This window comes from Sphingobium sp. YR768, from assembly GCF_900111125.1.
GTDB lineage: Bacteria > Pseudomonadota > Alphaproteobacteria > Sphingomonadales > Sphingomonadaceae > Sphingobium.
In genome coordinates, this window is record NZ_FOGE01000004.1 from 273,082 (window position 1) to 296,858 (window position 23,777).

Below are 23,777 nucleotides of genomic sequence, written 5' to 3' on the forward strand. Positions count from 1 at the left end.
CGTTTCGTGTCGCATCACCCCGTAAATGGAGCCTGCAAGCGAAAAGCTGATCCAGATCAGTGCAGTGTCGCTGATCTGCCTCTAGGACGATGATGTGACTATAGCCCCTGATGTTGGCGGAATCCGCCACGCCCTGCGTGAAGCGACGATGGATGACCATCGCCGGGTCGACGCCATCTATGCGGGCCATAGGCTCGATTCGGTTAGCGCTTATCGCGCCTTCCTGATCGCCCATGCCCGCGCGCTGCCCGCGCTGGAGGATGCTGCGCGGCCCGAATCGCGGCGTCTTCCTTTGCTGGCGCGGGATATGGCGGCGCTGGATGTCGTCCTGCCCGCACCGCTGCCGCTGGAAGCACCCGATTCGGATGGCTTCCGCTGGGGCCTGCGCTATGCGCTGGAAGGATCGCGGCTGGGTGGCGCCATGCTGTCGCGACAGGTCGGCGAAGGGCTGCCTCGCGCCTACCTGTCCGCCGTCCATGGCAAGGGCGAATGGATTGCCTTCCAGCGCGCGCTCGACAGCGCCGCAGCGGAAGGCGGCGAAGGCTGGCTGGATGACGCCGTGCAGGGCGCTCTGGCCGCCTTCGCCCTGTTCGCGCAGGCGGGGGAAGCCGAAAAGATCGCCGTCCATGGTTGATCGGAACGGCACCGCGCCCGGCTTCGCTGTCGACCTCAGCAATTGCGACCGGGAACCGATCCATGTGCTGGGCACGGTCCAGCCCTTCGGTTTCCTGATTGCCCTGACCGCCGACTGGCTGGTGTCGCGCGTCTCGGCCAACAGCGCGCAGTTCATCGGCCTGTCGCCGCAGGAGATGCTGGGCAAGCCGGTCAGCGGCGTGCTGAGCGCGGAGGCGATCCATTCGCTGCGCAATCGCATCACCCTGCTGCGCGGCCCCGATTCGGTCGAGCGCCTCTTCTCCATCCCGCTGATCGATGGCGGCCAGCCCTTCGACGTCGCCGTCCATTTCTCCGGCCAGCTTGTGGTGATCGAGGCGGAACCTGCCGCCCATGACGAGATGGAGGCGAGCAGCACCGTTCGTTCCATGGTCGCGCGGCTGGCGCAGGCCGACAGCATGACCGCCTTCCTGCGCGATGGCGCGCGGCAGGTGCGGGCGCTGACCGGTTTCGACCGGGTGATGGTCTATCGCTTTGCCGATGGCGGCGATGGCGAAGTCGTGGCCGAAGCCCTGAAGCCCGGCATCGACAGCTTTTTCGGCCTCCATTATCCCGCGTCGGATATCCCGGCGCAGGCGCGCGCTCTCTATCTGCGCAACATCTTCCGCGTGATCGCGGATATCGGCGCGGATGCGGTGCCGGTCGTGCCGCAGCTCGATCCCACCGGCGCGGCGCTCGACATGTCGCTGTGCATCACGCGCGCCGTGTCGCCGATCCATATCGAATATCTGCGCAACATGGGCGTGGGCGCCTCGCTCTCCATCTCGATCATTGTCGAAGGCAAGCTGTGGGGCCTGTTCGCCTGCCACCATTATGCGCCGCGCCTGCCGACCTTCGCCCAGCGCAGCGCGGCGGAACTGTTCGGCCAGATCTTCTCGATGATGCTGGAAAGCCGCGAGCGCGGCGATACCGCCACCTATGAGGGCAAGGCGCGGCAAGTGGCCGACCGACTGCTCGCCGCCGTGGCGCAGGATCATGATCTGCTGTCCAACGCCCGCTGGCTGGGCGACATCATCTTCGACACCATCCCGGCCGATGGCGTGGGCGTCTATATCGATGGGCAGATGACCTTTTCCGGCCTGACGCCGGACGAACCGGCCTTCGTCGCGATCGTGGGCATGCTCAATCAGGTCGCCGCCAGTCAGGTCTATACCACCGATTGCCTGTCCGCCGTGCTGCCTGAAGCGGCTGCCTATGCCGATCGTGCGTCCGGCATCCTCGCCATTCCGCTGTCGCGCCGGCCGCGCGACTATGTCGTGCTGTTCCGCGCCGAACAGCTTCGCTCGGTGCGCTGGGCCGGCAATCCGGAAAAGGAAATCGACTATGGGCCGAACGGTCCGCGCCTGACCCCACGCAAGAGTTTCGAGGCCTGGTCGCAACTGGTGCAGGGCACCGCCTTGCCCTTCACCCCCGCCGAACTGCGCGTGGCCGAAGCGCTGCGCACCGCCCTGCTGGAAGTGATCCTGCGCCTGTCCGATTCCGCCGATGCGGAGCGGCAGCGGGCGCATGAGAAGCAGGAATTGCTGATCGCGGAACTGAACCACCGCGTCCGCAACATCCTCTCGCTCATCCGCGGGCTCCTGTCGCAGACCCGCGACAGCGCGCGCTCCGTGGACGAATTTATCGGCACGCTGGAAAGCCGCGTCCATGCGCTGGCCCGCGCTCATGACCAGATTACGGCCGATCGCTGGGCGCCCGCGCGTCTCTACGACCTGATCGAGGTGGAGGCCGGCGCTTATCTCGGCGAACGGCGGGACCGGGTCCGGCTGACCGGCCCCAATGTATTGCTGACGCCCGGCTGCTTCACCGTGCTGGCGCTGGTGCTGCATGAAATGCTGACCAACGCCGCGAAATATGGCGCCCTGTCGGATAATGGCACGGTTGCGATCGACTGGCGCGTCGATAGGGATGGCAGCCTGTTGCTCGACTGGGTGGAAAGCGGCGGCCCCGCCGTCGTCGCGCCCACCCGGCGCGGCTTCGGCTCGACGGTGATCGAACGCTCCATCCCCTATGATCTGGGCGGCCATGCGGAGATCAACTATCGCCTTGCGGGCATAGAGGCGCAATTCTGCATCCCCTCGCGCCATGTCGTGTCGGTGCTGCCCGACCGGGTGGAAACGGAACGCGCCAAGCCCGCCGCGCCGGTTACTGCCGGCCTGCTCAAGGGGCGAAACGTCCTGCTGGTCGAAGATAATATGATCATCGCCATGGATGGCGAGGATGCGCTGCGCGATCTGGGGGCGGAGGTGATGACGGCCTCCAGCGTCGGCCGCGCCCGCGAAGCAATCGCGATCCAGTCGGTGGACATGGCCGTGCTGGACTTCAATCTGGGCCATGAAACCAGCCTGCCGGTCGCGGACCTGCTGGCGGAAAAGGGCATCCCCTTCCTCTTCGCCACCGGCTATGGCGACGGCCTCGACCTGCCCAGCCGGTTCGAAAATGTGGTGCTGCTCAAGAAACCCTATTCGGGCGCAACCCTGGCACAGGCCCTGGCCCCGATCATCGAAGCCTGATTGATCCGGCCGTATGACGGCACCCGGAACGGGATGACCTAACACTGAATCGTCATTGCGAGCGCAGCGAAGCAATCCATGTGCGCGCCAGTTGATTGCTTCGCTTCGCTCGCAATGACAGGTGAGGGCGCGCCGGTTGCCGTTCGCGACAGCGAAACGGACAGTTTCCAGCCTGTCCGTTGCATCCCCTCAGCCGCGCGCCGATCTGTCGATCATGTTCCGCGCCCGATCTTCTGTCCTATCGCGCTCCCCCATGGCACCTTTACGGGCCATGGAAGGCCGCCTGCCGGACTTTCCGATAGGATCGCGGTGAAGCAACAAAATGTCAGAATTTGCGGGAAAGATGCGAAGCTAAGCCCGCACTCTCCTACAACCGAGTAAGCCATGACCCTGCCCAGCCTCTTCATTCCCCATGGTGGCGGACCCTGTTTCTTCATGGACCCGTCCGATCCTGACCGTCCGCACAGCGATCCGATGTGGCATCCGATGCAGGACTATCTGGCCGGCCTGATCGCCGACCTGCCCGAATGGCCCAAGGCGATCCTGCTCGTCTCGGGCCATTGGGAGGAAGCAGCCTTCACCGTCCATGTCGGCGAGCAGCCCGCGCTGCTGTTCGATTATTATGGCTTCCCCCCGCACACCTACACACTGCGCTGGGATGCGCCCGGCGCCCCGGACCTTGCCCGTCGCGCCGCCGCCCTGTTGCAGCAGGCCGGCTTCGCCACGGGGGAGGAGGCTGCGCGCGGCTGGGACCATGGCGTCTTCATCCCGATGAAGGTGGCGCTGCCCGATGCCGACATTCCGGTGGCGCAATTGTCGCTGCGCCATGATCTCGATCCCGCCGCCCATATCGCCGCCGGGCGCGCCCTTGCGCCGCTGCGCGATGAAGGCGTGCTGATCGTGGGATCGGGGATGAGCTTCCACAATCTGCGCGTTCGTGGCGCACAGGCGATCGCACCGTCGACCGCCTTCGACTACGCCCTGACGGCCGCCGTCACCGATCCCGATCCACAGAGCCGCGCCGCGCGCGTCGCCGACTGGGATCATCTGCCTCATGCCCATTTCGCGCACCCACGCGAGGAGCATCTGCTGCCGCTGATGGTGGCGCTGGGCGCGGGGGGCGACGACGCCGCGACCTGCACCCATCGCAGCAGTGTGCTGGGCTGGACCGTTTCGGGCTACCGCTTCGGCTGAGCCGTCGGTCGGCCCAGTGCAGGCACCGTCCGCGCCGCATCCTCCGGGCTGATGCCCGATGGCGGCGCGGCGGCGACCTGCTCCTCACCGCGCATGATCCGGCCGGCCCGCTTGATCGCGCCGCGTAGCCGGGGATAGATGCCGCAACGGCAGATATTGGTGATGGCGGCGTCGATCTGCTCGTCGGACGGATCGTTGGTCCGGCGCAGCAGCACCGACGCAGCCATGATCATGCCGGGAATGCAGTAACCGCATTGCGACACATTGTCCGCCGCGAACGCCTGTTGCAGCGGATGGCCGCGATCGGGCGACAGCGCCTCGATCGTGGTGACGAACCGCCCCTCGGTCTTGCCGATCGTCACCTGGCAGGATCGCACCGCCTCGCCATCGATATCCACGGTGCAGGCGCCGCAACCGCCGGTGCCGCAACCATATTTGGTCCCGGTCAGGTTGGATGCGTCGCGCAGCGCCCACAGCAGCGGCGTTTCCGGGTCCATGCGATATTGCACCGGCCGGTCGTTGACGGTGAAGCGGGTCAAGCCGCCTCTTCCTCCTCGACCTGATGATAGAGCACTTCATTGCGGATATGGATGATCCGCGAGGCCAGCCGGATTTCCTGAATGAAGGTGGCGAAGGCCGCAGCCTGCAACACCATCGCCAGGCTGAACAGGATGGCGACCGGCGTCCCCAGATGGGCGTTGAACAGGTTTCCGGCAAACAGCAGGATGACGACCAGACAGACGGCGCAGGCTGACGCGACCGAAAAGAAGATGGCGCTGTTCACCACGCTCATCCGCCGGTCGAGCACGCGGATTTCGCCGACCATCCGGTCATGCTCCTTGCCCCGTGTGGACAGCACCCATTTTTCCACATCGCGCGCCCGGTCGATAATCCGCGACAGACGGCTGACGCAGACATTCAGGAAGGCGCCGATGCCCGCCAGCAGGAAGACGGGGGCCAGCGCCAGCTGGATCGTCTGGGCGACCTGGCTGACTTGGGGCAGGGGGATCATCAAACGGCACCTCTCATCCCGCGAATCTATCCTTCATCGCGGGACGAGGGGCAAGGGGCGGTGTCGAGTATAAATGCGTCGCAAAACGACACTTTTCATCTGCTTGGGCGCTCCCGCAGGGCAGGAGCGCCCATGGCAAGATCAGGCCGCGCCCTTGGTCGACGGCGTGTTGACGCCCATGGACTTGAGATATTGCTTGATGTTGCGGGCGGCCTGCCGCAGCCGCTGCTCATTCTCGACCATGGCGATGCGCACGAAGCCTTCGCCATCCTCGCCATAGCCCACGCCCGGCGCGACCGCGACCTTGGCATGGGTCAGCAATTGCTTGGAGAATTCCAGCGACCCCATGTCCTTGAGCGCAGGCGGCAATGGCGCCCAGCAGAACATGGAGGCCCGCGCCGCCGGAATGTCCCATCCCGCCCGGCTGAAGCTTTCGACCAGCACGTCGCGGCGCTTGTGATAGAGCAGCCGGTTCTTCTCGACGATATCCTGCGGTCCGTTCAGCGCCGCGCAGGCAGCCGCCTGAATCGGCGTGAAGGCGCCATAGTCCAGATAGGACTTCACTCGCGTCATCGCCGCGATCAGCTTCTTGTTGCCGACAGCAAAGCCCATGCGCCAGCCGGCCATGGAGTAGGTCTTGCTGAGCGAGGTGAATTCGATCGCCACATCCTTGGCGCCCGGCACCTGAAGGATGGAGGGCGTCGGATTGCCGTCATAATAAAGCTCGGAATAGGCAAGGTCGGACAGGATCCAGACCTTATTCTCCTTCGCCCAGGCGACGAGGCGCTCATAGAAAGCGAGGTCCACCGTCTCGGCCGTCGGATTGGACGGATAATTGACCACCAGAATCGACGGGCGCGGCACGGTGAAGGCCATGGCGCGATCGAGCGAGCGGAAATAATTCTCGTCCGGCGTCGTCGGCACCGACCGGATGGTCGCGCCCGCTATGATGAAGCCGAACGTATGGATCGGATAGCTGGGATTGGGCGCCAGCACCACGTCGCCCGGCTCGGTGATCGCCGTGGCCAGCGACGCAAGGCCCTCCTTCGATCCCATCGTGACGACGACTTCGGTCTCGGGATCGACATCCACGCCGAAGCGGCGACCATAATAGTTGGCCTGCGCCTTGCGAAGGCCGGGGATGCCGCGCGACTGGCTATAGCCATGGGCGCTGGGCTTCTGCGCGACTTCGATCAGTTTCGCGATCACATGGTCGGGCGGCGGCAGGTCGGGATTGCCCATGCCCAGGTCGATAATGTCCTCGCCCGCGGCCCGCGCGGCCGCTCGCATCGCATTCACTTCGGCGATGACATAGGGCGGCAGGCGCTTCATGCGGTAAAATTCTTCGGACATTATAGGGGCTTTCCTGAAAGCTCTCTGTAGGGAATAGTGCGTGACGCGCCGCTGGCATGTCACAATCGGGCTATAACCGCCTGATAGGTGACATGCTAGCGAAAGCGGCGCAGACCGATAATGCCAGGAGGAGCAAGGTGGCCATGGAGAAGACCGACGTCCTGGAGCCGCATCTGCCAAGCCTTGGCGATATGCAACAATGGACGCAGGTGATCGGGCGCGCCCAGCAATTGCTGCTGGAGCAGGCGGCAGGCGCCACCGGCCAGACGCTCCCCTTCGATCCCGCCCTGTTCGCGCGCATCCAGACCGGCTTTGCCGATGAAGGACTGGCGCTGTGGCAGCGTTTCCTCGATTCGGGCGGCCTGCTGCGCGACCAGCCTGATCCCGCACCGGCGGGCAGCCCGGCCGCTCGCAAGGACCGGCGCTTCGCCGACCCGGCCTGGACCGAACATCCCTTTTACGACCTCATCCGGCAAAGCTATCTGCTGCTTTCCGATTATATGATGAAGATGGCCGACGCGGTCGATGGCGTCGATCCCCGGCAAAAGGCCAAGCTGCGCTTCGCCACCACCGGCCTGCTCGATGCGATCGCGCCCAGCAACTTCCCCTTCACCAATCCGCAGGTGGTGGCCAAGACGATCGAGAGCGGCGGCGAAAATCTGGTCAAGGGCATCCAGCATATGCTCGCCGATCTGGAAAAAGGCCAGTTGACCCATACCGACGGCACCCAGTTCGAACTGGGGCGCAATATCGCCTCGACACCGGGCAAGGTGATCCACGAAACCCCGCTCTATCAGCTGATCCATTATGCGCCGTCGACGGATATGGTGCTGGAAACGCCGCTGATCATCTTCCCGCCATGGATCAATCGTTTCTATATTCTCGATCTTTCGCCCGAAAAGAGCTTCGTCAAATGGGCGGTGGATCAGGGGATCAGCGTCTTTCTGGTGTCGTGGAAATCGGCCGACGCCTCGATGAAGGACCTGGTCTGGGACGATTATATCCTGAAAGGACAGGTCGACGCGATCGATGTGGTGCGCGATCTGCTGAAGGTGAAAAGCGTCCACACGATCGGCTATTGCGTGGCGGGCACGACGCTGGCGGCGACGCTGGCGCTGCTGGCGGCGCGGGGCGAGGCGGAGAAGGTCGCCAGCGCCACTTTCTTCACCGCGCAGGTGGATTTCAGCCAGGCCGGCGACCTGACGCTGTTCGTCGATGATGAACAGATGAAGATGGTCGAACGGCTCTCGTCCAAGGGGTTTCTGGACGGGCGCTATATGGCCGTGACGTTCAACCTGCTGCGTGGGCGCGACCTGATCTGGAATTATGTCGTCAATAATTACCTGCTGGGCATGGATTATCCGCCCTTCGACCTCCTCTATTGGAATGGCGACACCACCAACCTGCCGGCGCGCTGGCACCGCGATTATCTGACCCAGCTTTATCGCGACAATCTGCTGGTCGTGCCTGGCGCGATCAGTGTCGATGGCACGCCCATCGACCTGACCAAAGTGCAGACGCCCGCCTATGTCCAGGCCGGCCGGGAAGATCATATCGCCCCGCTGGAGAGCGTGTGGAAGCTGACAGAAAATCTCTCCGGGCCGATCCGCTTCCTGCTGGCGGGGTCGGGCCATATCGCCGGTGTCGTCAATCCGCCCGCCGCGGGCAAATATCAATATTGGGCCTGTGATGAGCATATGCCGACTCTCGACGCCTTCCTCGCAGCCGCGAAGGAGACGAAGGGCAGCTGGTGGCCCGACTGGCGCGTCTGGATCGAAAGCCTTGATTCGCGCCAGGTGCCGGTAAAAGGCGCGCGGGTGCCGGGCAAGGGCAAGAGCAAGGCGATCGAGGATGCGCCGGGCCGCTACGTAAAGGCCCGGTAAGACACGGTTTTTCGGCTTTGTGGATAGGGTGGAGGGCCTTGGCTACGGGTGCAGATGACGTTTTTGCTGCACTGCACAATGCGTCTTGCAATCCGCCAACGAAACCTATATTGTGCAGTGCAACAAACGGAGGATGGTCATGGCCGATACCCCGAAGACCCCGAGAAACAAGCCGCGCAATGCTACGGGCGCGGCAACCTTGTCGGCGAGTGAAGCGCTAAAGGCTGCCGAGGCGGCGATCGGGACCGCGCCAGCGAAGCCCAAGCCTGCGACGAAGAGCGTGAAGCCGATTGATGCGAACCCTCAGGCGAAGAGCGTGAAGCCGATCGACGCGAATCCTCAGGCCAAGAGCGTGAAGCCGATCGACGCGAATCCTCAGGCCAAGAGCGTGAAGCCGATCGATGCGAATCCTCAGGCCAAGAGCGTGAAGCCGATCGACGCGAATCCTCAGGCCAAGAGTGTGAAGCCGATCGATACGAACCCGCAAGCTGCGAGCGTGAAACCGATCGACACCAATCCACAGTCCGCGCCCGAACCGGAGCCGGAACCGCCAGTCGCTGAACCGCCCGTCGTTGAACCGGTCGAGGAACCCGCTGCGCCTGAACCCGCTGCGCCTGAACCCGATACCGAAATCACAGAGAGCCTGCCGCAAGAGGCCGAAACCATCGCGACAACGCTGCTGCCCGCCACAGAAGGAACGAAAATCATGACCGACGTCATCGAAACCGGAAAGAAGTTTGCCGAAGAAACCAAGGCCAAGTTCGAAACCGCCTACACCGACTTTAACGCGAAGGCGAAGGCCGGCGTTGAAAAGTCGTCCAAGGCGATCGAGGAACTGAGCGACCTGGCCAAGGGCAATGTCGAAGCGCTGGTCGAATCCGGCAAGATCGCTGCCAAGGGCATCGAGACGCTGGGTCAGGAAGCCGTCGACTACAGCAAGAAGAATTTCGAAAAGGCGACTGCTTCGTTCAAGAGCCTCTCGACCGTCAAGACGCCGACCGAATTCTTCCAGCTGCAAAGCCAGCTGCTGTCGAGCAGCTTCGACGAATTCACGAAGGAAGCTGCCAAGAGCAGCGAAGCCTTCATGAAGCTGGCCGGCGATGTCGCCCAGCCGCTGACCGCGCGCGTGACCCTGGTCACCGACAAGGTGAAGTCGCTGGCCGCCTGAGGCGCCTGCGAAATCGCCAAGTCATAGCCTGAAGGGCGTCTCTTCCATGGGGAAGGGGCGCCCTTCGCTTTGATGATAAAGGCAAAGGGCAAGTGGTCAGTAACCACGTCGCCCCCTTGCCATGGCCGGACGAATCGCCATATTCCTGTCCATCATGAATAATCTCACCACCGCATCGGCGTGGTCCGTCCAGATGGCGGGCCGGGATCAGGACGACCAGGGCGAAGGCCCGGGCGGGCCGAACGTCGGCATCGCCACGCGCACCCGTACGCGCACCAAGAAGCCGTCGCTCTACAAGGTGCTGATGCTGAATGATGATTACACGCCGATGGAATTCGTCGTGCATGTCCTCCAGAATTTCTTCCGCATGGATATGGAGGAAGCGACGCGCGTGATGCTGCATGTGCACCAGCGCGGTGTGGGCGTCTGCGGCATCTTCAGCTATGAAGTTGCGGAGACGAAGGTGAATCAGGTCATGGATTTTGCCCGTCAGAATCAGCATCCGCTGCAATGCACGCTGGAAAAGGCCTGATCCGGTCGGCGCATTAACTCTGCCTTGACCATTGTAGCGCCAATATTTCAATAAATTATATCGTTGAAATACAAGGTTTTTTAGACCTTGTCGGCATGATGTCCCTGCTGAACTGAAGTGGGGACTTCAATCATGACGACTATCACCAACTATAATATGGCAATGCCACCTTCGCCACGCGCGTCCATGGATCGCAAGATCGATGCCGCCGTGGAGGCCGGTTCGCTGTCGGAAGTCGACAGCACGGCGCTCGAATCCGCGCTGGATTCGATCGACACCGCGCTTTCTTCGTCCGCGAGCGAAACGACCTCGCGGCTCGACCCGTCGGAGATGAAGGACCGGATCGATTCGCTGATCGACGAACAGGTGTCGGCCGGTACGCTGACGGAAGAACAGGCGAGCGCGCTTCAGAGCTTCTTCGCTCAGGGGCCGGGCGGGTCGGTGCAGAGCGCCGACGCCAGCAGCGATGACAGCATGAGCATCGAGGGCATGGGCGGCGTTGGCGGCCCCGGCCGCATGGGCGGGCCACCGCCCGGCCCGCCGCCATCGGAAGCGACCGATGAAGATAGCGACAGCAGCACCGTCAGCGCCACCGACAGCAGCGTCACGGATCAACTCGATTCGATGATCGCCTTTCTCGAAAATCTGCGCGCCAGCATGTCGCAGTCGCTCTACGGCAGCGCCGCGAGCAGTGCCGACAGCAGCAATAGCGGCCTGCTGGTCGACAGCCTCGCCTGATCCGTCCGGGGCGAGCGGGGGCTCGCTCCGGATGGCCTCAGGCCAACTTCCTTCGTCCGGGGACTGACGAAGGCCCGGCGGTGGCTGACAGGCTACCGCCGGGTTATGGCTTTCCCGGTTCCCTCATCCGCCCGGCCGTCCTACAGCATGGGACGTGATCGAGGCGCGCACCGATATCCACGACCTTGCCGTCATTGGCGGCGGCGTGAACGGGTGCGGTATCGCCCGCGATGCGGCGGGGCGGGGCGCCCGCGTGCTGCTGCTGGAGCGGGGCGATCTGGCGCAGGGCACATCGTCCGCCTCGACCAAACTGATCCATGGCGGGCTGCGCTATCTGGAGCATCGCGAATTCGGTCTTGTCCGCGAATCGCTGGTCGAGCGGGAACGCCTCTGGGCGATCGCGCCGCACATCATCCACCCGATGCGTTTCGTCCTGCCATGGACCCCCGGATTGCGGCCGCGCTGGATGCTGCGCCTCGGCCTGTTTCTCTACGACCATATCGGCGGTCGCCGCGCCCTTCCGCCGACGGAGGCGATCGACCTGCGCCGCCATCCGGCCGGCGTGCCGCTCCAGCCGACGTTCGGCCCGGCCTATTGCTATTCGGATGGATGGGTGGACGACGCGCGACTGGTCCTGCTCAACGCCCGTGACGCTGCTGACCGGGGCGCCGACATACACACTCGCACCGAAGTCCTGCAATTGGAGCGCAGGCCGGATCATTGGCGCATCCTTGTGCGCAGGCCCGACGGCGAAACGGACCATTTCGCCGCCCGCGCCGTGGTGAATGCGGCGGGGCCATCGGTGCTCGACCTGCTCGACCGGGCGCACCGCCCTGCCGCGCTTTCCATGCGGTTGGTGCGCGGATCGCATATCGTCGTGCCGCGCCTGTTCGACCATGGCTTCGCCTATTTCTTTCAACTGCCCGACGGCCGCATTGTCTTCGCCATTCCCTATGAGCGGGATTTCACGCTGATCGGCACCACCGATCGCGATCATCAACATGGCCTCGACCATGTCGTCGCGAGCGAGGAGGAGGTCGCCTATCTGTGCGAGGCGGCCAATCGCTATTTCGCGCGGCAGATCAGCCCCGCCGATGTCGTCTGGTCCTATGCCGGCGTTCGCCCCCTGATCGACGATGGATCGAACAAGCCGGAAGCCGCCACGCGCGGCTATCGGCTGGAACTGGATGGCGGGGAGGGGCTGCCGCCCTTGCTCAGTATCTTCGGCGGCAAGATCACCACCTATCGTCATCTCGCCGCCGAAGCGGTGGACCGGCTCAAACCCTGCCTCCCGGGATTGAAGGGCGATGACTGGACAGCCGATGCGCCGCTGCCCGGCGGCGATTTTGCCATGACCGGCCTTGCCGATCTGACCGCCCGGCTGGCGTCCGACTATCCCTTTCTGGACGCGCAGACGATCGACCGGATCGCCCGCGCCTATGGCACGACGTCCTGGTCCTGGCTTGGCATGGCGCGGAACAAGGCCGCGCTGGGCGAGGATTTCGGCCATGGCCTGACCGAAGCGGAAGTGCGGCACATGATCACCCGCGAATGGGCGCGGACCAGTGAGGATATTCTCTGGCGGCGCAGCAAGCTGGGGCTGCGGCTGGACGGGCGCCAAGTGGAAAGACTGGATCGATGGGTAAAGGAGAGGCCGTGAACGAGCGCCTGATTCTGGTGCTGGATGCGGGGACGACATCGACCCGCGCGATGCTCTACGCGCCCGACGGTGCGCGTGTCGCGACGGCGCAGGCGGACCTGACCCAATATTATCCCCGCCCCGGCCGGGTAGAGCATGATGCCGCCGAGATATGGGGCAAGACGCTCGATTGCGCGCGCCGGATGGTGGCGCAGGTGGGCGGGGCGGACCGGATCGCGGCGATCGGCATCACCAATCAGCGCGAGACGGTGGTGGCATGGAGCCGCCGGACCGGCGCGCCGCTCAGCCGCGCGATCGTCTGGCAGGATCGCCGCACCGCCGACCAGTGCGATCGTCTGCGCGAACAGGGACATGAAGCGCTGATCCAGCGGCGCACGGGCCTGATCATCGATCCCTATTTCTCCGCGACCAAGATGCGCTGGCTGATCGATCATGAGCCGCAAGTCGCGGCGGCCGGACCCGATCTGGCGTTGGGCACGGTGGAAAGCTGGCTGATGTGGAAGCTGACCGGCGGCCTGCATGTCAGCGACGCCAGCAATGCCAGCCGCACCCAGTTGCTGGCGCTGGACGGGCCCGGATGGGATGCCGACCTGTGCGCCCTGTTCGGCGTGCCTGCATCGGCGCTGCCGGAGATTGTCGACAATGTTGGCGCCTTCGGCACGACGGTGCCGGCGCTGCTGGGGGGGGCGATCCCGCTCTGTGGTCTGGCCGGCGATCAGCAGGCGGCGACCATCGGTCAGGCCTGTCTGACGCCCGGTGCGGTCAAGGCGACGCTTGGCACCGGTGCCTTCATCCTGGCGTCGACCGGCAATACCCTCCCTTCTTCTACCCACAGGTTGCTCGGCACCATACTGTGCCAGCTTGGTGGTCGCCGTCTCTATGCGATGGAAGGATCGATCTTCGTCGCCGGCAGCCTGATCCAGTGGCTGCGTGACCGGCTGGGGCTGATCGCCGCCGCCGCCGATAGTGATGCGATAGCGCGATCGGTGCCGGACAATGGCGGCGTCTATCTGTTGCCGGCACTGTCCGGGCTGGGCGCGCCCTATTGGCGGCCGGAGGCGACCGGCAGCATCAGTGGTCTGACCCATGGCTCGACACGGGCGCATATCGTGCGCGCCGCGCTCGAATCCATGGCGCATCAGGTCCATGATCTGGCCGCCGCCTTTGCGGCCGATGGCGCGCCGTGGCAAGCGCTGCGGATCGATGGCGGTATGAGCGCCAATGACTGGGTCGCGCAGGACATGGCCGACATGCTGGCGCTGCCTGTGGAACGTCCCGCTGATGTGGAGACGACGGCGCGGGGCGCGGCGATGCTGGCCAGTGTGGGGGCAGGCCTCTACCCGACGCTGGAGGCCGCGATGGCAATGGTGCCAGCCCGCACCCGCTTCACGTCGGCAATGACGGATGAAGACCGTTCGCGACGATTGGCAGGATGGCGATCGCTGGTTGCGGCCAGCCTCTAAGTTACTCGCACCCGACTAAAAATTCGTTCCGTGGCAGTATCATCGTCATGCACTGGCAATAAATATTAAGATTGAGGCTCTAGCCACGATCGCAACATGCTACGGGCCGCCCTCAGACAACCTTCCTCCCTGTGGGGACCGCTGGTAACCGGCGGCGTTTATTTCGTTGCGGCATCCATTGCGCTGATCATTTCGCGATTCGAAGGCGGCCTCGCTTTCCTTTGGGGCGCCAATGCCTTCCTGATGGCGGAATTGCTGACGACGCGGACCGCGCATTGGCCCCGCGCGATCATCGCCTGCGCGGTCGCCAGCACGGCCGCCACCGCCTTGTTCGGCATGGGGCCAATCGCGGCGATTCCGATGGCGGCGATCAACATGCTCGAATCGCTGATCGTCGCGATTCTCTGCCGCCGGTTCGTGCCCGATCATCGCGTGACCGAATCGATTCGTCCGCTCATCGTCTTCATTCTGGCATTGAGCGGCGTGGCGGACATCGTCACCGGCCTGATGGCGGCTGCCGTGGCATCGCAGCTGACGCCCGTGTCCTTCGGTGCGTCCTGGCTGCAATGGTATACCGGCCATGTCCTGGGCGGCCTGACCTGTACGCCGATCCTGATCATGCTGTTTCAAGGCGAGTTTGATCGCTGGCGGCGCGAAACATCGCGGCACGAAAAGGTGGAGGCCGCGCTGCTGCTGACGCTGTTTGCGATCAGCACATTCCATATCTTCTATGGGGCGCGCTATCCCATGTTGTTCGCGCCGTTGCTGCCGCTGGTGCTGATCGCCTTTCGCGTGGGCCAGATCGGCGCCGCCGCATCGATCATCATTCTCGCCCTGATCGGCGGTGTGGCGACCATGTCGGGGGTCGGACCGCTGACCATGATTCCCGGGACCGCCGGAGAACGAGTACAGTTCTTCCAATTCTATCTGGCGCTCAGCTTCCTGCTCTGCATGCCGGTGGCGGCCGAACTGCATGCGCGCCGTCGCCTGTTCCGGATGCTGGAGCAGAGCGAAACCCGCTTCCGCACCATCGCCGAACATAGCGGCGACGTGGTGCTCAATATCAGCGTGGACGGCGTCATCGAATATGCCTCACCCTCCGCGCATGAACAAATTGGTTGCGCACCGGAATTGCTGGTGGGCCAGTCCGCCGCCAACCTTGTCGACCCACAGGACCGCGCGGTCGTGATTGCCGCGCACCATCGCGCGCTGATGCAACCCGGCAGCATCCACAAGGTGGAGTTCCGGCCGCTGGTGACGACCGGCGATCTCGACTGGTGTGAGATCGTGACGCGGGCCGTGGTGGATGAACGCGGCCAGCCAAGCGGCATCGTCAGCATGATCCGCGACATCTCCCGGCACAAGGCGCGCCAGCGCGCGCTGCAACAGGTCGCCGCCAGCGATTCGCTGACCGGCGCCGACAGCCGTCGCGCCTTTCTGGAGAAGCTGGACGACGAAATTGCACGGGCCCGCATGGGTGCGCGCTCCAGCCTGCTGCTGATCGACATCGATCATTTCAAGTCGGTGAACGACCGCTATGGTCATGGCGCCGGCGACCGCGTGCTCAGCAGCTTTGTCGAGCGGATGCGCCTCGGCCTGCGCGGCATCGACAGTATCGGCCGACTGGGCGGGGAGGAGTTCGCCATCCTGCTGGTGGATAGCGACATCGACAGGTCCAGCATGGTCTGCGAACGGCTGCGTGCCCTGCTGGCCGATCCGACCACCATCGAACCGCCGATCCGCGTGACCTTCAGCGCCGGCCTTGTCGAACTGGATGGCGGGTCCGATCGGTCGATGATGCTGGAGGCAGCGGACAAGGCCCTCTACCGTGCGAAACATAGCGGCCGCAATTGCCTGAGGCTGGCCGCCTGACCTTGCCCAGCCAAGTCTGGCCGCCAAAAAATCGCAATGTTATATTGTAACTTTGGTCGGTCTGCCCTATGTAGCGGCGACCATGAAGTTGACCCTGCGCAATGCCCTGATGACTGGCCGGATCGATCGGATCGCGATTGCCTTGTCGGGTCTGTGCGTGGCGCATTGTTTTGCCACCGCCGTCATATTGGGGCTGCTGGCATCGGCGGGCGGGGTTTTCGAAAGCCCGATTTTCCATGAAGCCGGACTGGTGCTGGCGATCCTGCTCGGCGGCGTGGCGCTGGGCCATGGCGCGATCGTCCACGGTTTCATGATGCCGGCTGCGATCGGATCGTTGGGCCTCGGCGTGATGGCCGGTGCGCTGACGATGGATCATGGCATGTCGGAAGGTGTCTATACGCTGATCGGCGTTGGCATATTGGCGCTGGGTCACGATCTCAACCACCGCGCCAGTCACTGACAGCAGCGGTGGGGCAGGGTGCCCGGCCGCGCTTCCTCCCGGACCAAATCGCTTACTTCACAATCCCTTATTATCGATACGATGCTCGCCCTTCACCCAGCGGACGGTGCCGGTGCTGGCGCGCATCACGACGCTCTGGGTGGTCAGCTTGCCGCCGCGCAGGCGCTTGACGCCGTCGAGCAGCGACCCGTCGGTCACGCCGGTCGCCGCGAAGATGCAGTCCCCCTTGGCCAGTTCCTTCAGATCATAGACCTTGTCGAGGTCGCGAATCCCCCATTTGCGCGCGCGGGCCCGTTCATCCTCGTTGCGGAAGATCAGCTTGCCCTTGAACTGCCCACCGACGCAGCGCAGCGCGGCACAGGCCAGCACGCCTTCGGGTGCGCCGCCCGATCCCATATAGATGTCGATCGTGGTGTCCGGATCGCTGGTCGCGATCACCCCGGCGACGTCGCCATCGGGGATCAGCATGATGCCGCAGCCGATCGTCCGCAATTCGCCGATCAGTTTCTCGTGGCGCGGCCGGTCCAGCACGCAGACGATGATTTCATGCGGATCGACGCCCTTGGCGCTGGCCACCGCCTCGATATTCTCGCGCACCGGCCGGTTGAGGTCGATCGTCCCTTCCGGATAGCCCGGCCCGATGGCCAGCTTCTCCATATAGACGTCGGGCGCATTCAGCAGGCCGCCTTCTTCGGAAATGGCAAGGACCGCCAATGCATTGGGGCCGGCCTTGGCAGTGATGGTGGTGCCTTCCAGCGGATCGAGCGCGATGTCGATCTTCGGCCCGGTGCCGATCGCGCTGCCGACCTTTTCGCCGATATAGAGCATCGGCGCTTCATCCCGTTCGCCTTCGCCGATGACGACGGTTCCGTCCATATAGAGGTCGTTGAAGGCAAGGCGCATGGCTTCCACGGCGGCGGCATCGGCGGCCTTTTCATCGCCGCGACCGATCAGCTTCGACGCGGCGATCGCGGCCGCTTCGGTAACGCGGACCATTTCGAGCACCAGCACGCGATCGAGAATCGAGCTTGCCTGAACCATGATTTCCTCTGCCTTTTCTTATGGGCATGGCGATAGGAGGTCGCCCGCTTCTTGTCGAGCGAGGAAGGCGCTTTTCCGCCGCTCTGGTCACGTCATGATGTGGCCATGATTGATTGCTCTTCTCCTGAAATGGCGCGCTTCCTTCTCCTCCTGATCGGCCTGATGATGGTGTGGCCGGCTCAGGCGCAGGAGGATGCCGATCCGCTGATGGCGGCCTATAAGGAAAAGACGCGGGTGGTCCGCCCGTGCGATCGAAGCGGCGACGCGATCGTCGTGTGCGGGACACGGGCGGAGCGCAATGCAAAGGAACGCCTGCCGCTGCCTCGCGAAGAGGCGGATGGCGCCAGCCCCGTTCGCGGCGAGGCCCCCCGCGCGTCGGCGGCTGCGGTACGGCAGGGCAGTTGTGGCGTGGTCGGCGGGCAGGGGGCGGGCTGCACCGGCGGCCTGCCGGTCTTTCAGGCGGTCGGCGCGCTCATGAAGGCGGTGACCGCCATCGCCGATCCCGATGCGGAAATCAGTCCACCGCCGCCGCTGCCCGATCGCTTTAAAGGCGCCGGGCAGCATTGATGGTCGGTCAGTCGAGAATGTGCATCACCATCGGCGCGTCGAGCAGACTGTCGGAGCCAGCCAGTCGCTCCAGCGTCTCCCGTACGCAGCGTTCTTCGCCCGCATGGGTGACGATGGCGACCAGCACGCCGTCGGCCTGATTCGCGCCGCGCTGGATCATGCTTTCGATCGACACGCCGGCATCGCGCGTGGCGGCTGCAATCTCGGCCAGCACGCCGGGGCGATCCTGTACCTTGAAGCGCAGATAGGCGCGGCCGATCCGCTTGCCGGCGTCGGCCGTATTCTGCGGCGTCAGCGCGGCGACCGGCATGGCGAAGGCATCGCCATATTCATCGCGCGCGACGTCGATCAGATCGGCAACCACGGCCGATGCGGTCGGGCCATCGCCCGCGCCGCGTCCCTGGAAGAAGAGGCGACCCACGAAATTGCCTTCCGCCACCACGGCGTTGAGCGATCCGTCGACATGGGCGAGCGGATGGTCGAGCGGCACCAGCATCGGATGGACCCGCTGGAACAGGCCTTCGGGACCATTTTGCGCCATCCCGACCAGACGGATGCGGAAGCCAAGCGCCGCGGCTTCGGCAATGTCGGCAGCAATGACGTCGCGGATGCCGGTGGTGGCGACCGCCTCGAAATCCAGTTCCGTGCCAAAGGCCAGGCTGGCAAGGATGGTCAGCTTGTGCGCCGCATCCACACCATCGATGTCGAAGCTGGGATCGGCTTCGGCATAGCCCAGATCCTGCGCTTCCTTCAGCACTTCGTCAAAGCCCCGGCCTTCCTTTTCCATCGTGGTCAGGATGTAATTGCAGGTGCCGTTGAGGATGCCATAGACGCGGCTGATCTCGTTCGCGGCAGCGCCTTCGCGCATGCCCTTGATGACCGGGATGCCGCCCGCGACCGCCGCTTCATATTTCAGCGCGATGCCGCCGGTCTCCGCCAGCCGTGCCAGGTCCAGCCCATGATGCGCCAGCATCGCCTTGTTGGCGGTGACGAAGGGCTTGCCGTGAGTCAGGCACTGGCGCGCCAGCGCGAGGGCAGGGCCGTCCGCCCCGCCGATCAGCTCGACCACCACGTCGACATCGTCGCGAGTCGCCAGGCTGTTCATGTCGTCGACCCATTCATAAGGCGACAGATCGACACCGCGATCCTTGTTCCGGTCGCGCGCGGAAATGGCGACGATCTGAATCGGGCAGCCGGCCCGGCGTGCGATCAGGTCGCCATTTTTCTCAAGCAGGCGAATGACGCCGCCGCCCACCGTGCCGAGGCCGACGAGCGCGACGCGCAGCGGGGCATGGCGGTGCAGATTGGTCATGGCGGCGTTTTTCCCTTCCAAGGTTGCGGACGGCGCGCTGATAGCCGCCCGCGCGCCGCTGTCCAAGAAAAAGGCGAATCAGCCCTGCTTACGCGTACGGCCGCAGGGGCCGAGCGCATCGATCACGAACTGGTAATCGGCTCGCGCGGCTTCTGCATCCTGCACCGCCAATGTGCGAACCGATCGTGACGGCAGCGTCGCGGGCAGGGCGCAGGCAAGGCGATACCATAGCAGGCTGCCCGGTTGCGGCGCGCGGGCGGCTTCATCTACGATTTCGCCCAGCGCCACGGCCCAGCGCGGCGCCTGCCCCGGCCGGCGCAGGATGGACAAGGAAACCGGGTCGCCATTTTCGGTGCGCAGGAATATCTGCGTCTCGCCTTCACCGGCGATCGTCCCGGCAACATGGAAGGCGTCTCCCAGATCCAGGATTCGCGGCGGCGCATTGGGTGCGACCAGCGCCGACAGCACGGCCTTGACCCGTTCGACCTCGGCCGGGGTCGAGGGAATCTGCGCATCCGATGCGATAAGCTGCACTTCGCCGGGACGTCCACCGGGGCGGGCGAACAGGATCATCTGCGCCTTTTTCAGCTTGGGCACCTTGCCGCGCGCGTCCAGCGGGGCATCGTACAGGTAAGATACAAGGGGACTGATTCCCGATTCACCGCGAATCAGCCCCGTCACATCCGCCTCTATGAACAGCCTTTTGTGCCCCTGTGGGACGGTCCCGGCCTGCTCCGGCTTCAAAATGATGATGTTGCGGATGCGCACATTGGCGACCAGCGGCGCTTTGTCCGACAGGTCTACAATGTCCGAATAGGACAGGGCTGACCCGGTCCGGGATGGTTGCGTTACCACCGGAGCATTTTCCGCAAAGGCCGGGAAAACCGCGATGGATGCGGCGGAAATGAGGCACAGCATTCCGAGTTTATGAAAAGGGGTGGCGGATTTCATCGTCAACTTCGTCCTATGGTTGTAGCCCGTGGCAACTTTGTCACAGGCAAGTCATTCCGATATGAAATGGTAGTCGCAAATGAGGATATCGATAAAGCGTTTGCGTGCCACGATGCGCCGCGATAGGAGTTCGCTCGGTAGCAAATATACGGTTACGGACCAAAGGTGATCGGGGCAGCCCGGTCGGCTAGGGTCATTTTTGGCTGATTTGTATAAACCACTGGTAAGATGAGTTAAGGAGTGTCGTTGCCGAATGGCCTATGCTGACCACTCGCAAGGATCGAGTCGGACTGTCTCGATCGTCATCGTCGCCCTGATTCACGCTGTTCTTGGCTATGCCTTCGTCACCGGTCTTGGCATGAAATATGTCAAAAAGGCGGCAGAACAGCTGAACGTGATCGACGTGAAGGAGGAACCGCCACCACCGGACGAGGAGCCGCCGCCGCCGCCGCCAGATCAGCCGATCGAGCCGCCGCCGGTCGTTGCTCCCCCGCCGATCGTGCAAACCCCGGCGCCTGCGCCGCCGATCCAGACCGTTCGGACGCCCCCTCCGGTGTTCAACCCGGTTCCGGTCGCCGCACCGCCGCCGCCGCCGCCGGCTCCACCGCCGCCCGCTCAGGCCGCTACTCGCGCTACGCCGCGTGGGGCACCTGGCAGCTGGCTCAGCGATGCCGACTATCCGAGCCGCGCACAGCGTGAGGAACGTTCGGGTACGGCTGGTTTCCGTCTGGAAATCGGTGCGGACGGTCGGGTGACGAGCTGCACCATCACTTCGTCGACCGGTCATGCCGACCTTGACGAAGCGACCTGTCGCCTGCTGCCGAAGCGTGCGCGCTTCAAGCCGGCAAAGGGGTCTGATGGCGCGGACATGCCCGATACGTACAATGGCCGTATCACCTGGCGTCTGCCGGAATAATCCAAATCGGGGGGGCGCGCGCCCGGCGCCGCCCGTCCCACGCTTGATCTCATTGAGAGGGAAGTCTTGAACATGTTGATGTATCTCGCAGCTGCGGCTCCCAAGCCGGAAAACCCGTATGGCCTGATGGAAGCTCTGGAACAGGGCGGCACGATCGCCTGGACCGTGTTCCTCATCCTGTGCGCCATGTCGGTCGGCACTTTCTACGTTCTGTTCACCAAGCTGATCGAACAGCAGAAGGTGATCAACCAGGGCAAGAAGGTTCGTGCGACCTTCTGGCGCTCGGCTTCGCTCAAGGAAGCAGCCGCCAAGCTCGAAAAGAACTCGGCCTACAAGCAGATCGTCGACGACGGCATCAAGGCTCAGGAAGAGCATGGCAAGCTGAAGGATCCGGTCGAAGCACATGACTGGCTGCACGGCTCGCTGGCCCGTTCGGAAGCCGGCATCAACTCCTCGCTGGGTGGCGGTCTGGCCTTCCTCGCGACCGTCGGTTCGACCTCGCCGTTCATCGGTCTGTTCGGTACCGTTATCGGTATCTACCGCGCTCTGATCAAGATCGGTGCCGCTGGTCAGGCCTCGATCGACGCCGTTGCCGGCCCGGTTGGTGAAGCTCTGATCATGACCGCTCTGGGTCTGGCCGTCGCCGTTCCTGCGGTGCTTGCCTACAACTTCCTGCAGCGCCGCAACAAGTCGATCGCCGAACAGCTCAACGGTTTCACCGTCGACCTGCTGGCCTACCTGGTTTCGGACGGCGCTGTGAAGCCTTCCGTTGCTGCCGCTCCGGCTGCTTCGGTTGCCAAGCCGGCTGCTGCGCCGACCAAGGCCTGATTGGCTTAAAACTCCGATTGGGGGACCGGGTGGCGGCTGCGACCGCCCGGTTCTCCACCGGACGTGGGCCTCGCGAGACGAGGCGCCATCGACACCAAGGTTAGGATAGTATCAATGGCAATGAGTGTTGGCCCCGGCGGCGGTGACGACAAACCCTTGTCCGACATCAACACGACGCCGCTCGTCGACGTCATGCTGGTGTTGCTCATCATCTTTCTCATCGCGGTCCCGGTCGTGGTTCAGACGGTCGATCTCCAGCTTCCCAAGGTAGCGTTCGAGCCGACCACGACGAAGCCGGAAAATGTGTCGCTTTCGGTGACGCAGGGTTCCGACGGTAGCTGTGCGGTTTTCTGGGGTCTTTCCCCGGTGAATTCGAGCGAGCTGCTCGACCGTGCTGTCGCGAAGCTTGAAGCGGATATCAAGAAAGCTGGCGGCGTTGAAAATATGACGCCCGAGGATCTGCCTGAAGTGCATATCCGCGGCGACATCAACACCCCCTATCGTTGCATCGGCGGCACCATCTATACGATGCAGCGCGCTGGCTTCCCGAAGGTGGGCTTCATCTCCGAGCCGGAACCCGGCACGTCGACGACTCGCCTCTGACCGGCTGATTAAGGAGAATTCGCTATGGCCATGAGCATGGGCTCCGATGATGGTGAGCCGATGATGGAAATGAACACGACGCCGTTGATCGACGTCATGCTCGTTCTCCTCATCATGTTCATCATCACCATTCCGATCCAGACCCACGCGGTGAAGATCGACCTGCCGCAGAACGCGCCGCCTACGGACAGCGTGATCGACCCGGTCAAGAACAAGGTCGCTATTGACGCCGGTGGCGTCATCACCTGGAACGGTGCGTCGATCGACCTGCTGACCCTGCGTCAGTATCTGCAGCAGTCGCTGCGTCTGCCCGTCGAGCCGGAACTCCAGTTCCAGCCCAACGCGCAGACCCGCTACGTCGTCGTTGACGAGGTGCTGGCAGAGATTAAGCGCGCTGGCGTGACGAAGCTGGGCTTCGTCGGCAACGAGCAATATGGCAGCTTCTGATCGCTGACATCCAGTCAGGCCCATCCCGGCACAAGACTTCCCGGTTTTCCGGATGGGGCGCTGGATCGGAGCGATAGGAAGATTGCAGAAATTCAGGGTCGCCTTCGGGCGGCCCTTTTTTGTGCGCGGCCCGCCATCTTATGCGACCAAGCTATCGGGTGGAGCCGGGTTTAACCCTTTGCTTACCCAGATTGGTGCATGATGGGGCAGAAGCGACGCGATATCGAACCATGGCTGCTGAACGACTGACAGAATATGATCGCAAGGGACGGGCAGCCGAACGGCAGCACGTACAGATCGTTGTCAGGGTTCGTCGCCCCGGCGAAACCTGGTTCACCAGCCGCATTACCGATGTGTCGGTCAGCGGCTTTCGCCTGCAAAGTTTCATGAAGCTGACAGTCGGGGCAGATATCTGGATCATGTTGCCCGGTTTCGAAGGTCGCCGGGCCAGGGTCACATGGAACCGCGCGCACGAATCGGGCTGCGCCTTCGAACGCTCGCTGCACCCCGCCATCCTCGATCATATCGTTCGGCTCAGTCAGGCATCTGCCGCGCGCTGATCCGTTGGGAATAGCGGAGCGCGGACTGTTCC

The 23,777-nt window shown here is 63.8% G+C and carries 23 protein-coding genes; 17 read left to right on the forward strand and 6 right to left on the reverse strand.

Annotation, left to right across the window (positions count from 1 at the left end):
• Positions 1 to 94 precede the first annotated feature (94 nt).
• The 3 genes from BMX92_RS08240 to BMX92_RS08250 all read left to right on the forward strand — a co-directional run bounded on the left by BMX92_RS08240 (position 95) and on the right by BMX92_RS08250 (position 4,379).
• Complete coding sequence (locus tag BMX92_RS08240; protein WP_093014702.1) at positions 95 to 634, forward strand: biliverdin-producing heme oxygenase; 540 nt, start codon at positions 95 to 97, stop codon at positions 632 to 634.
• On the forward strand, positions 627 to 3,185 hold the full coding sequence (locus tag BMX92_RS08245; protein WP_093014705.1) for an HWE histidine kinase domain-containing protein: 2,559 nt from the start codon (positions 627 to 629) through the stop codon (positions 3,183 to 3,185). The genes BMX92_RS08240 and BMX92_RS08245 overlap by 8 nt, the downstream gene beginning before the upstream one ends.
• A 384-nt stretch (positions 3,186 to 3,569) precedes the next feature.
• The gene (locus BMX92_RS08250; RefSeq protein WP_093014708.1) at positions 3,570 to 4,379 is read left to right on the forward strand and encodes a DODA-type extradiol aromatic ring-opening family dioxygenase; all 810 of its coding nucleotides are present in this window, start codon (positions 3,570 to 3,572) and stop codon (positions 4,377 to 4,379) included.
• Here the strand turns inward: BMX92_RS08250 and BMX92_RS08255 are convergent.
• The 3 genes from BMX92_RS08255 to BMX92_RS08265 form a co-directional block, all read right to left on the reverse strand.
• Positions 4,364 to 4,918: a (2Fe-2S)-binding protein gene (locus tag BMX92_RS08255; RefSeq protein ID WP_093014711.1), complete on the reverse strand. Its 555-nt coding sequence runs from the start codon at positions 4,916 to 4,918 to the stop codon at positions 4,364 to 4,366. The genes BMX92_RS08250 and BMX92_RS08255 overlap by 16 nt on opposite strands.
• A complete protein-coding gene (locus BMX92_RS08260) occupies positions 4,915 to 5,391 on the reverse strand; it encodes a DUF2721 domain-containing protein (RefSeq protein WP_093014714.1) in 477 nt (158 codons plus the stop codon). The genes BMX92_RS08255 and BMX92_RS08260 overlap by 4 nt, the downstream gene beginning before the upstream one ends.
• 141 nt (positions 5,392 to 5,532) lie before the next feature.
• Positions 5,533 to 6,744 carry an LL-diaminopimelate aminotransferase gene (locus BMX92_RS08265; protein WP_093014719.1) on the reverse strand — a complete coding sequence of 404 codons (1,212 nt, stop codon included), beginning with the start codon at positions 6,742 to 6,744 and terminating at the stop codon, positions 5,533 to 5,535.
• Between the two features lie 143 nt (positions 6,745 to 6,887).
• On the opposite strand from BMX92_RS08265, the gene BMX92_RS08270 reads away from it, so the two are divergent.
• The 8 genes from BMX92_RS08270 (at position 6,888) to BMX92_RS08305 (ending at position 16,520) form a co-directional block, all read left to right on the forward strand.
• On the forward strand, positions 6,888 to 8,627 hold the full coding sequence (locus tag BMX92_RS08270; RefSeq protein ID WP_093014892.1) for a PHA/PHB synthase family protein: 1,740 nt from the start codon (positions 6,888 to 6,890) through the stop codon (positions 8,625 to 8,627).
• Between the two features lie 139 nt (positions 8,628 to 8,766).
• Positions 8,767 to 9,795, forward strand: coding sequence for a phasin family protein (locus tag BMX92_RS08275; protein WP_093014895.1), 1,029 nt, complete (start codon positions 8,767 to 8,769; stop codon positions 9,793 to 9,795).
• A 121-nt stretch (positions 9,796 to 9,916) separates the two neighbouring features.
• Complete coding sequence (gene clpS, locus BMX92_RS08280) at positions 9,917 to 10,327, forward strand: ATP-dependent Clp protease adapter ClpS (protein WP_093014721.1); 411 nt, start codon at positions 9,917 to 9,919, stop codon at positions 10,325 to 10,327.
• A 132-nt stretch (positions 10,328 to 10,459) separates the two neighbouring features.
• Positions 10,460 to 11,065, forward strand: a complete 606-nt coding sequence (locus BMX92_RS08285; protein WP_093014724.1) for a hypothetical protein — start codon at positions 10,460 to 10,462, stop codon at positions 11,063 to 11,065.
• A gap of 154 nt (positions 11,066 to 11,219) precedes the next feature.
• Positions 11,220 to 12,725, forward strand: coding sequence for a glycerol-3-phosphate dehydrogenase (locus BMX92_RS08290; RefSeq protein ID WP_256213317.1), 1,506 nt, complete (start codon positions 11,220 to 11,222; stop codon positions 12,723 to 12,725).
• On the forward strand, positions 12,722 to 14,188 hold the full coding sequence (locus BMX92_RS08295) for a glycerol kinase (RefSeq protein WP_093014727.1): 1,467 nt from the start codon (positions 12,722 to 12,724) through the stop codon (positions 14,186 to 14,188). The genes BMX92_RS08290 and BMX92_RS08295 overlap by 4 nt, the downstream gene beginning before the upstream one ends.
• A 96-nt stretch (positions 14,189 to 14,284) precedes the next feature.
• Positions 14,285 to 16,060 carry a sensor domain-containing diguanylate cyclase gene (locus BMX92_RS08300; RefSeq protein WP_093014730.1) on the forward strand — a complete coding sequence of 592 codons (1,776 nt, stop codon included), beginning with the start codon at positions 14,285 to 14,287 and terminating at the stop codon, positions 16,058 to 16,060.
• 82 nt (positions 16,061 to 16,142) lie between these two features.
• Positions 16,143 to 16,520: a MerC domain-containing protein gene (locus tag BMX92_RS08305; RefSeq protein WP_093014902.1), complete on the forward strand. Its 378-nt coding sequence runs from the start codon at positions 16,143 to 16,145 to the stop codon at positions 16,518 to 16,520.
• A 57-nt stretch (positions 16,521 to 16,577) separates the two neighbouring features.
• On the opposite strand, the gene glpX is transcribed toward BMX92_RS08305, so the two are convergent.
• Positions 16,578 to 17,561 carry a class II fructose-bisphosphatase gene (gene glpX, locus BMX92_RS08310; protein ID WP_093014733.1) on the reverse strand — a complete coding sequence of 328 codons (984 nt, stop codon included), beginning with the start codon at positions 17,559 to 17,561 and terminating at the stop codon, positions 16,578 to 16,580.
• A gap of 105 nt (positions 17,562 to 17,666) precedes the next feature.
• Between glpX and BMX92_RS08315 the strand changes: the two genes are divergently transcribed.
• Positions 17,667 to 18,128 carry a hypothetical protein gene (locus tag BMX92_RS08315; protein WP_256213318.1) on the forward strand — a complete coding sequence of 154 codons (462 nt, stop codon included), beginning with the start codon at positions 17,667 to 17,669 and terminating at the stop codon, positions 18,126 to 18,128.
• Positions 18,129 to 18,135: 7 nt separating this feature from the next.
• Here BMX92_RS08315 and BMX92_RS08320 read toward each other — a convergent pair whose 3' ends face one another.
• Together BMX92_RS08320 and BMX92_RS08325 are read right to left on the reverse strand one after the other, a co-directional pair.
• Positions 18,136 to 19,440 carry a homoserine dehydrogenase gene (locus BMX92_RS08320; RefSeq protein WP_093014908.1) on the reverse strand — a complete coding sequence of 435 codons (1,305 nt, stop codon included), beginning with the start codon at positions 19,438 to 19,440 and terminating at the stop codon, positions 18,136 to 18,138.
• A gap of 78 nt (positions 19,441 to 19,518) precedes the next feature.
• Positions 19,519 to 20,391 carry a hypothetical protein gene (locus tag BMX92_RS08325; RefSeq protein ID WP_177184963.1) on the reverse strand — a complete coding sequence of 291 codons (873 nt, stop codon included), beginning with the start codon at positions 20,389 to 20,391 and terminating at the stop codon, positions 19,519 to 19,521.
• A 253-nt stretch (positions 20,392 to 20,644) separates the two neighbouring features.
• Here BMX92_RS08325 and BMX92_RS08330 point away from each other — a divergent pair, with 253 nt between their 5' ends.
• From BMX92_RS08330 to BMX92_RS08350, 5 genes are all read left to right on the forward strand, one after another.
• Positions 20,645 to 21,307, forward strand: coding sequence for an energy transducer TonB (locus BMX92_RS08330; RefSeq protein WP_093014736.1), 663 nt, complete (start codon positions 20,645 to 20,647; stop codon positions 21,305 to 21,307).
• Between the two features lie 72 nt (positions 21,308 to 21,379).
• The gene (locus BMX92_RS08335) at positions 21,380 to 22,135 is read left to right on the forward strand and encodes a MotA/TolQ/ExbB proton channel family protein (RefSeq protein WP_177184964.1); all 756 of its coding nucleotides are present in this window, start codon (positions 21,380 to 21,382) and stop codon (positions 22,133 to 22,135) included.
• 114 nt (positions 22,136 to 22,249) lie between these two features.
• Positions 22,250 to 22,738 (forward strand): ExbD/TolR family protein, encoded by a 489-nt coding sequence (locus tag BMX92_RS08340; RefSeq protein ID WP_093014742.1) that lies wholly within the window; start codon positions 22,250 to 22,252, stop codon positions 22,736 to 22,738.
• Positions 22,739 to 22,762: 24 nt separating this feature from the next.
• Positions 22,763 to 23,185, forward strand: a complete 423-nt coding sequence (locus tag BMX92_RS08345; protein WP_093014745.1) for an ExbD/TolR family protein — start codon at positions 22,763 to 22,765, stop codon at positions 23,183 to 23,185.
• 230 nt (positions 23,186 to 23,415) lie between these two features.
• Positions 23,416 to 23,745 carry a PilZ domain-containing protein gene (locus tag BMX92_RS08350; RefSeq protein ID WP_093014748.1) on the forward strand — a complete coding sequence of 110 codons (330 nt, stop codon included), beginning with the start codon at positions 23,416 to 23,418 and terminating at the stop codon, positions 23,743 to 23,745.
• Positions 23,746 to 23,777: the final 32 nt, after the last annotated feature.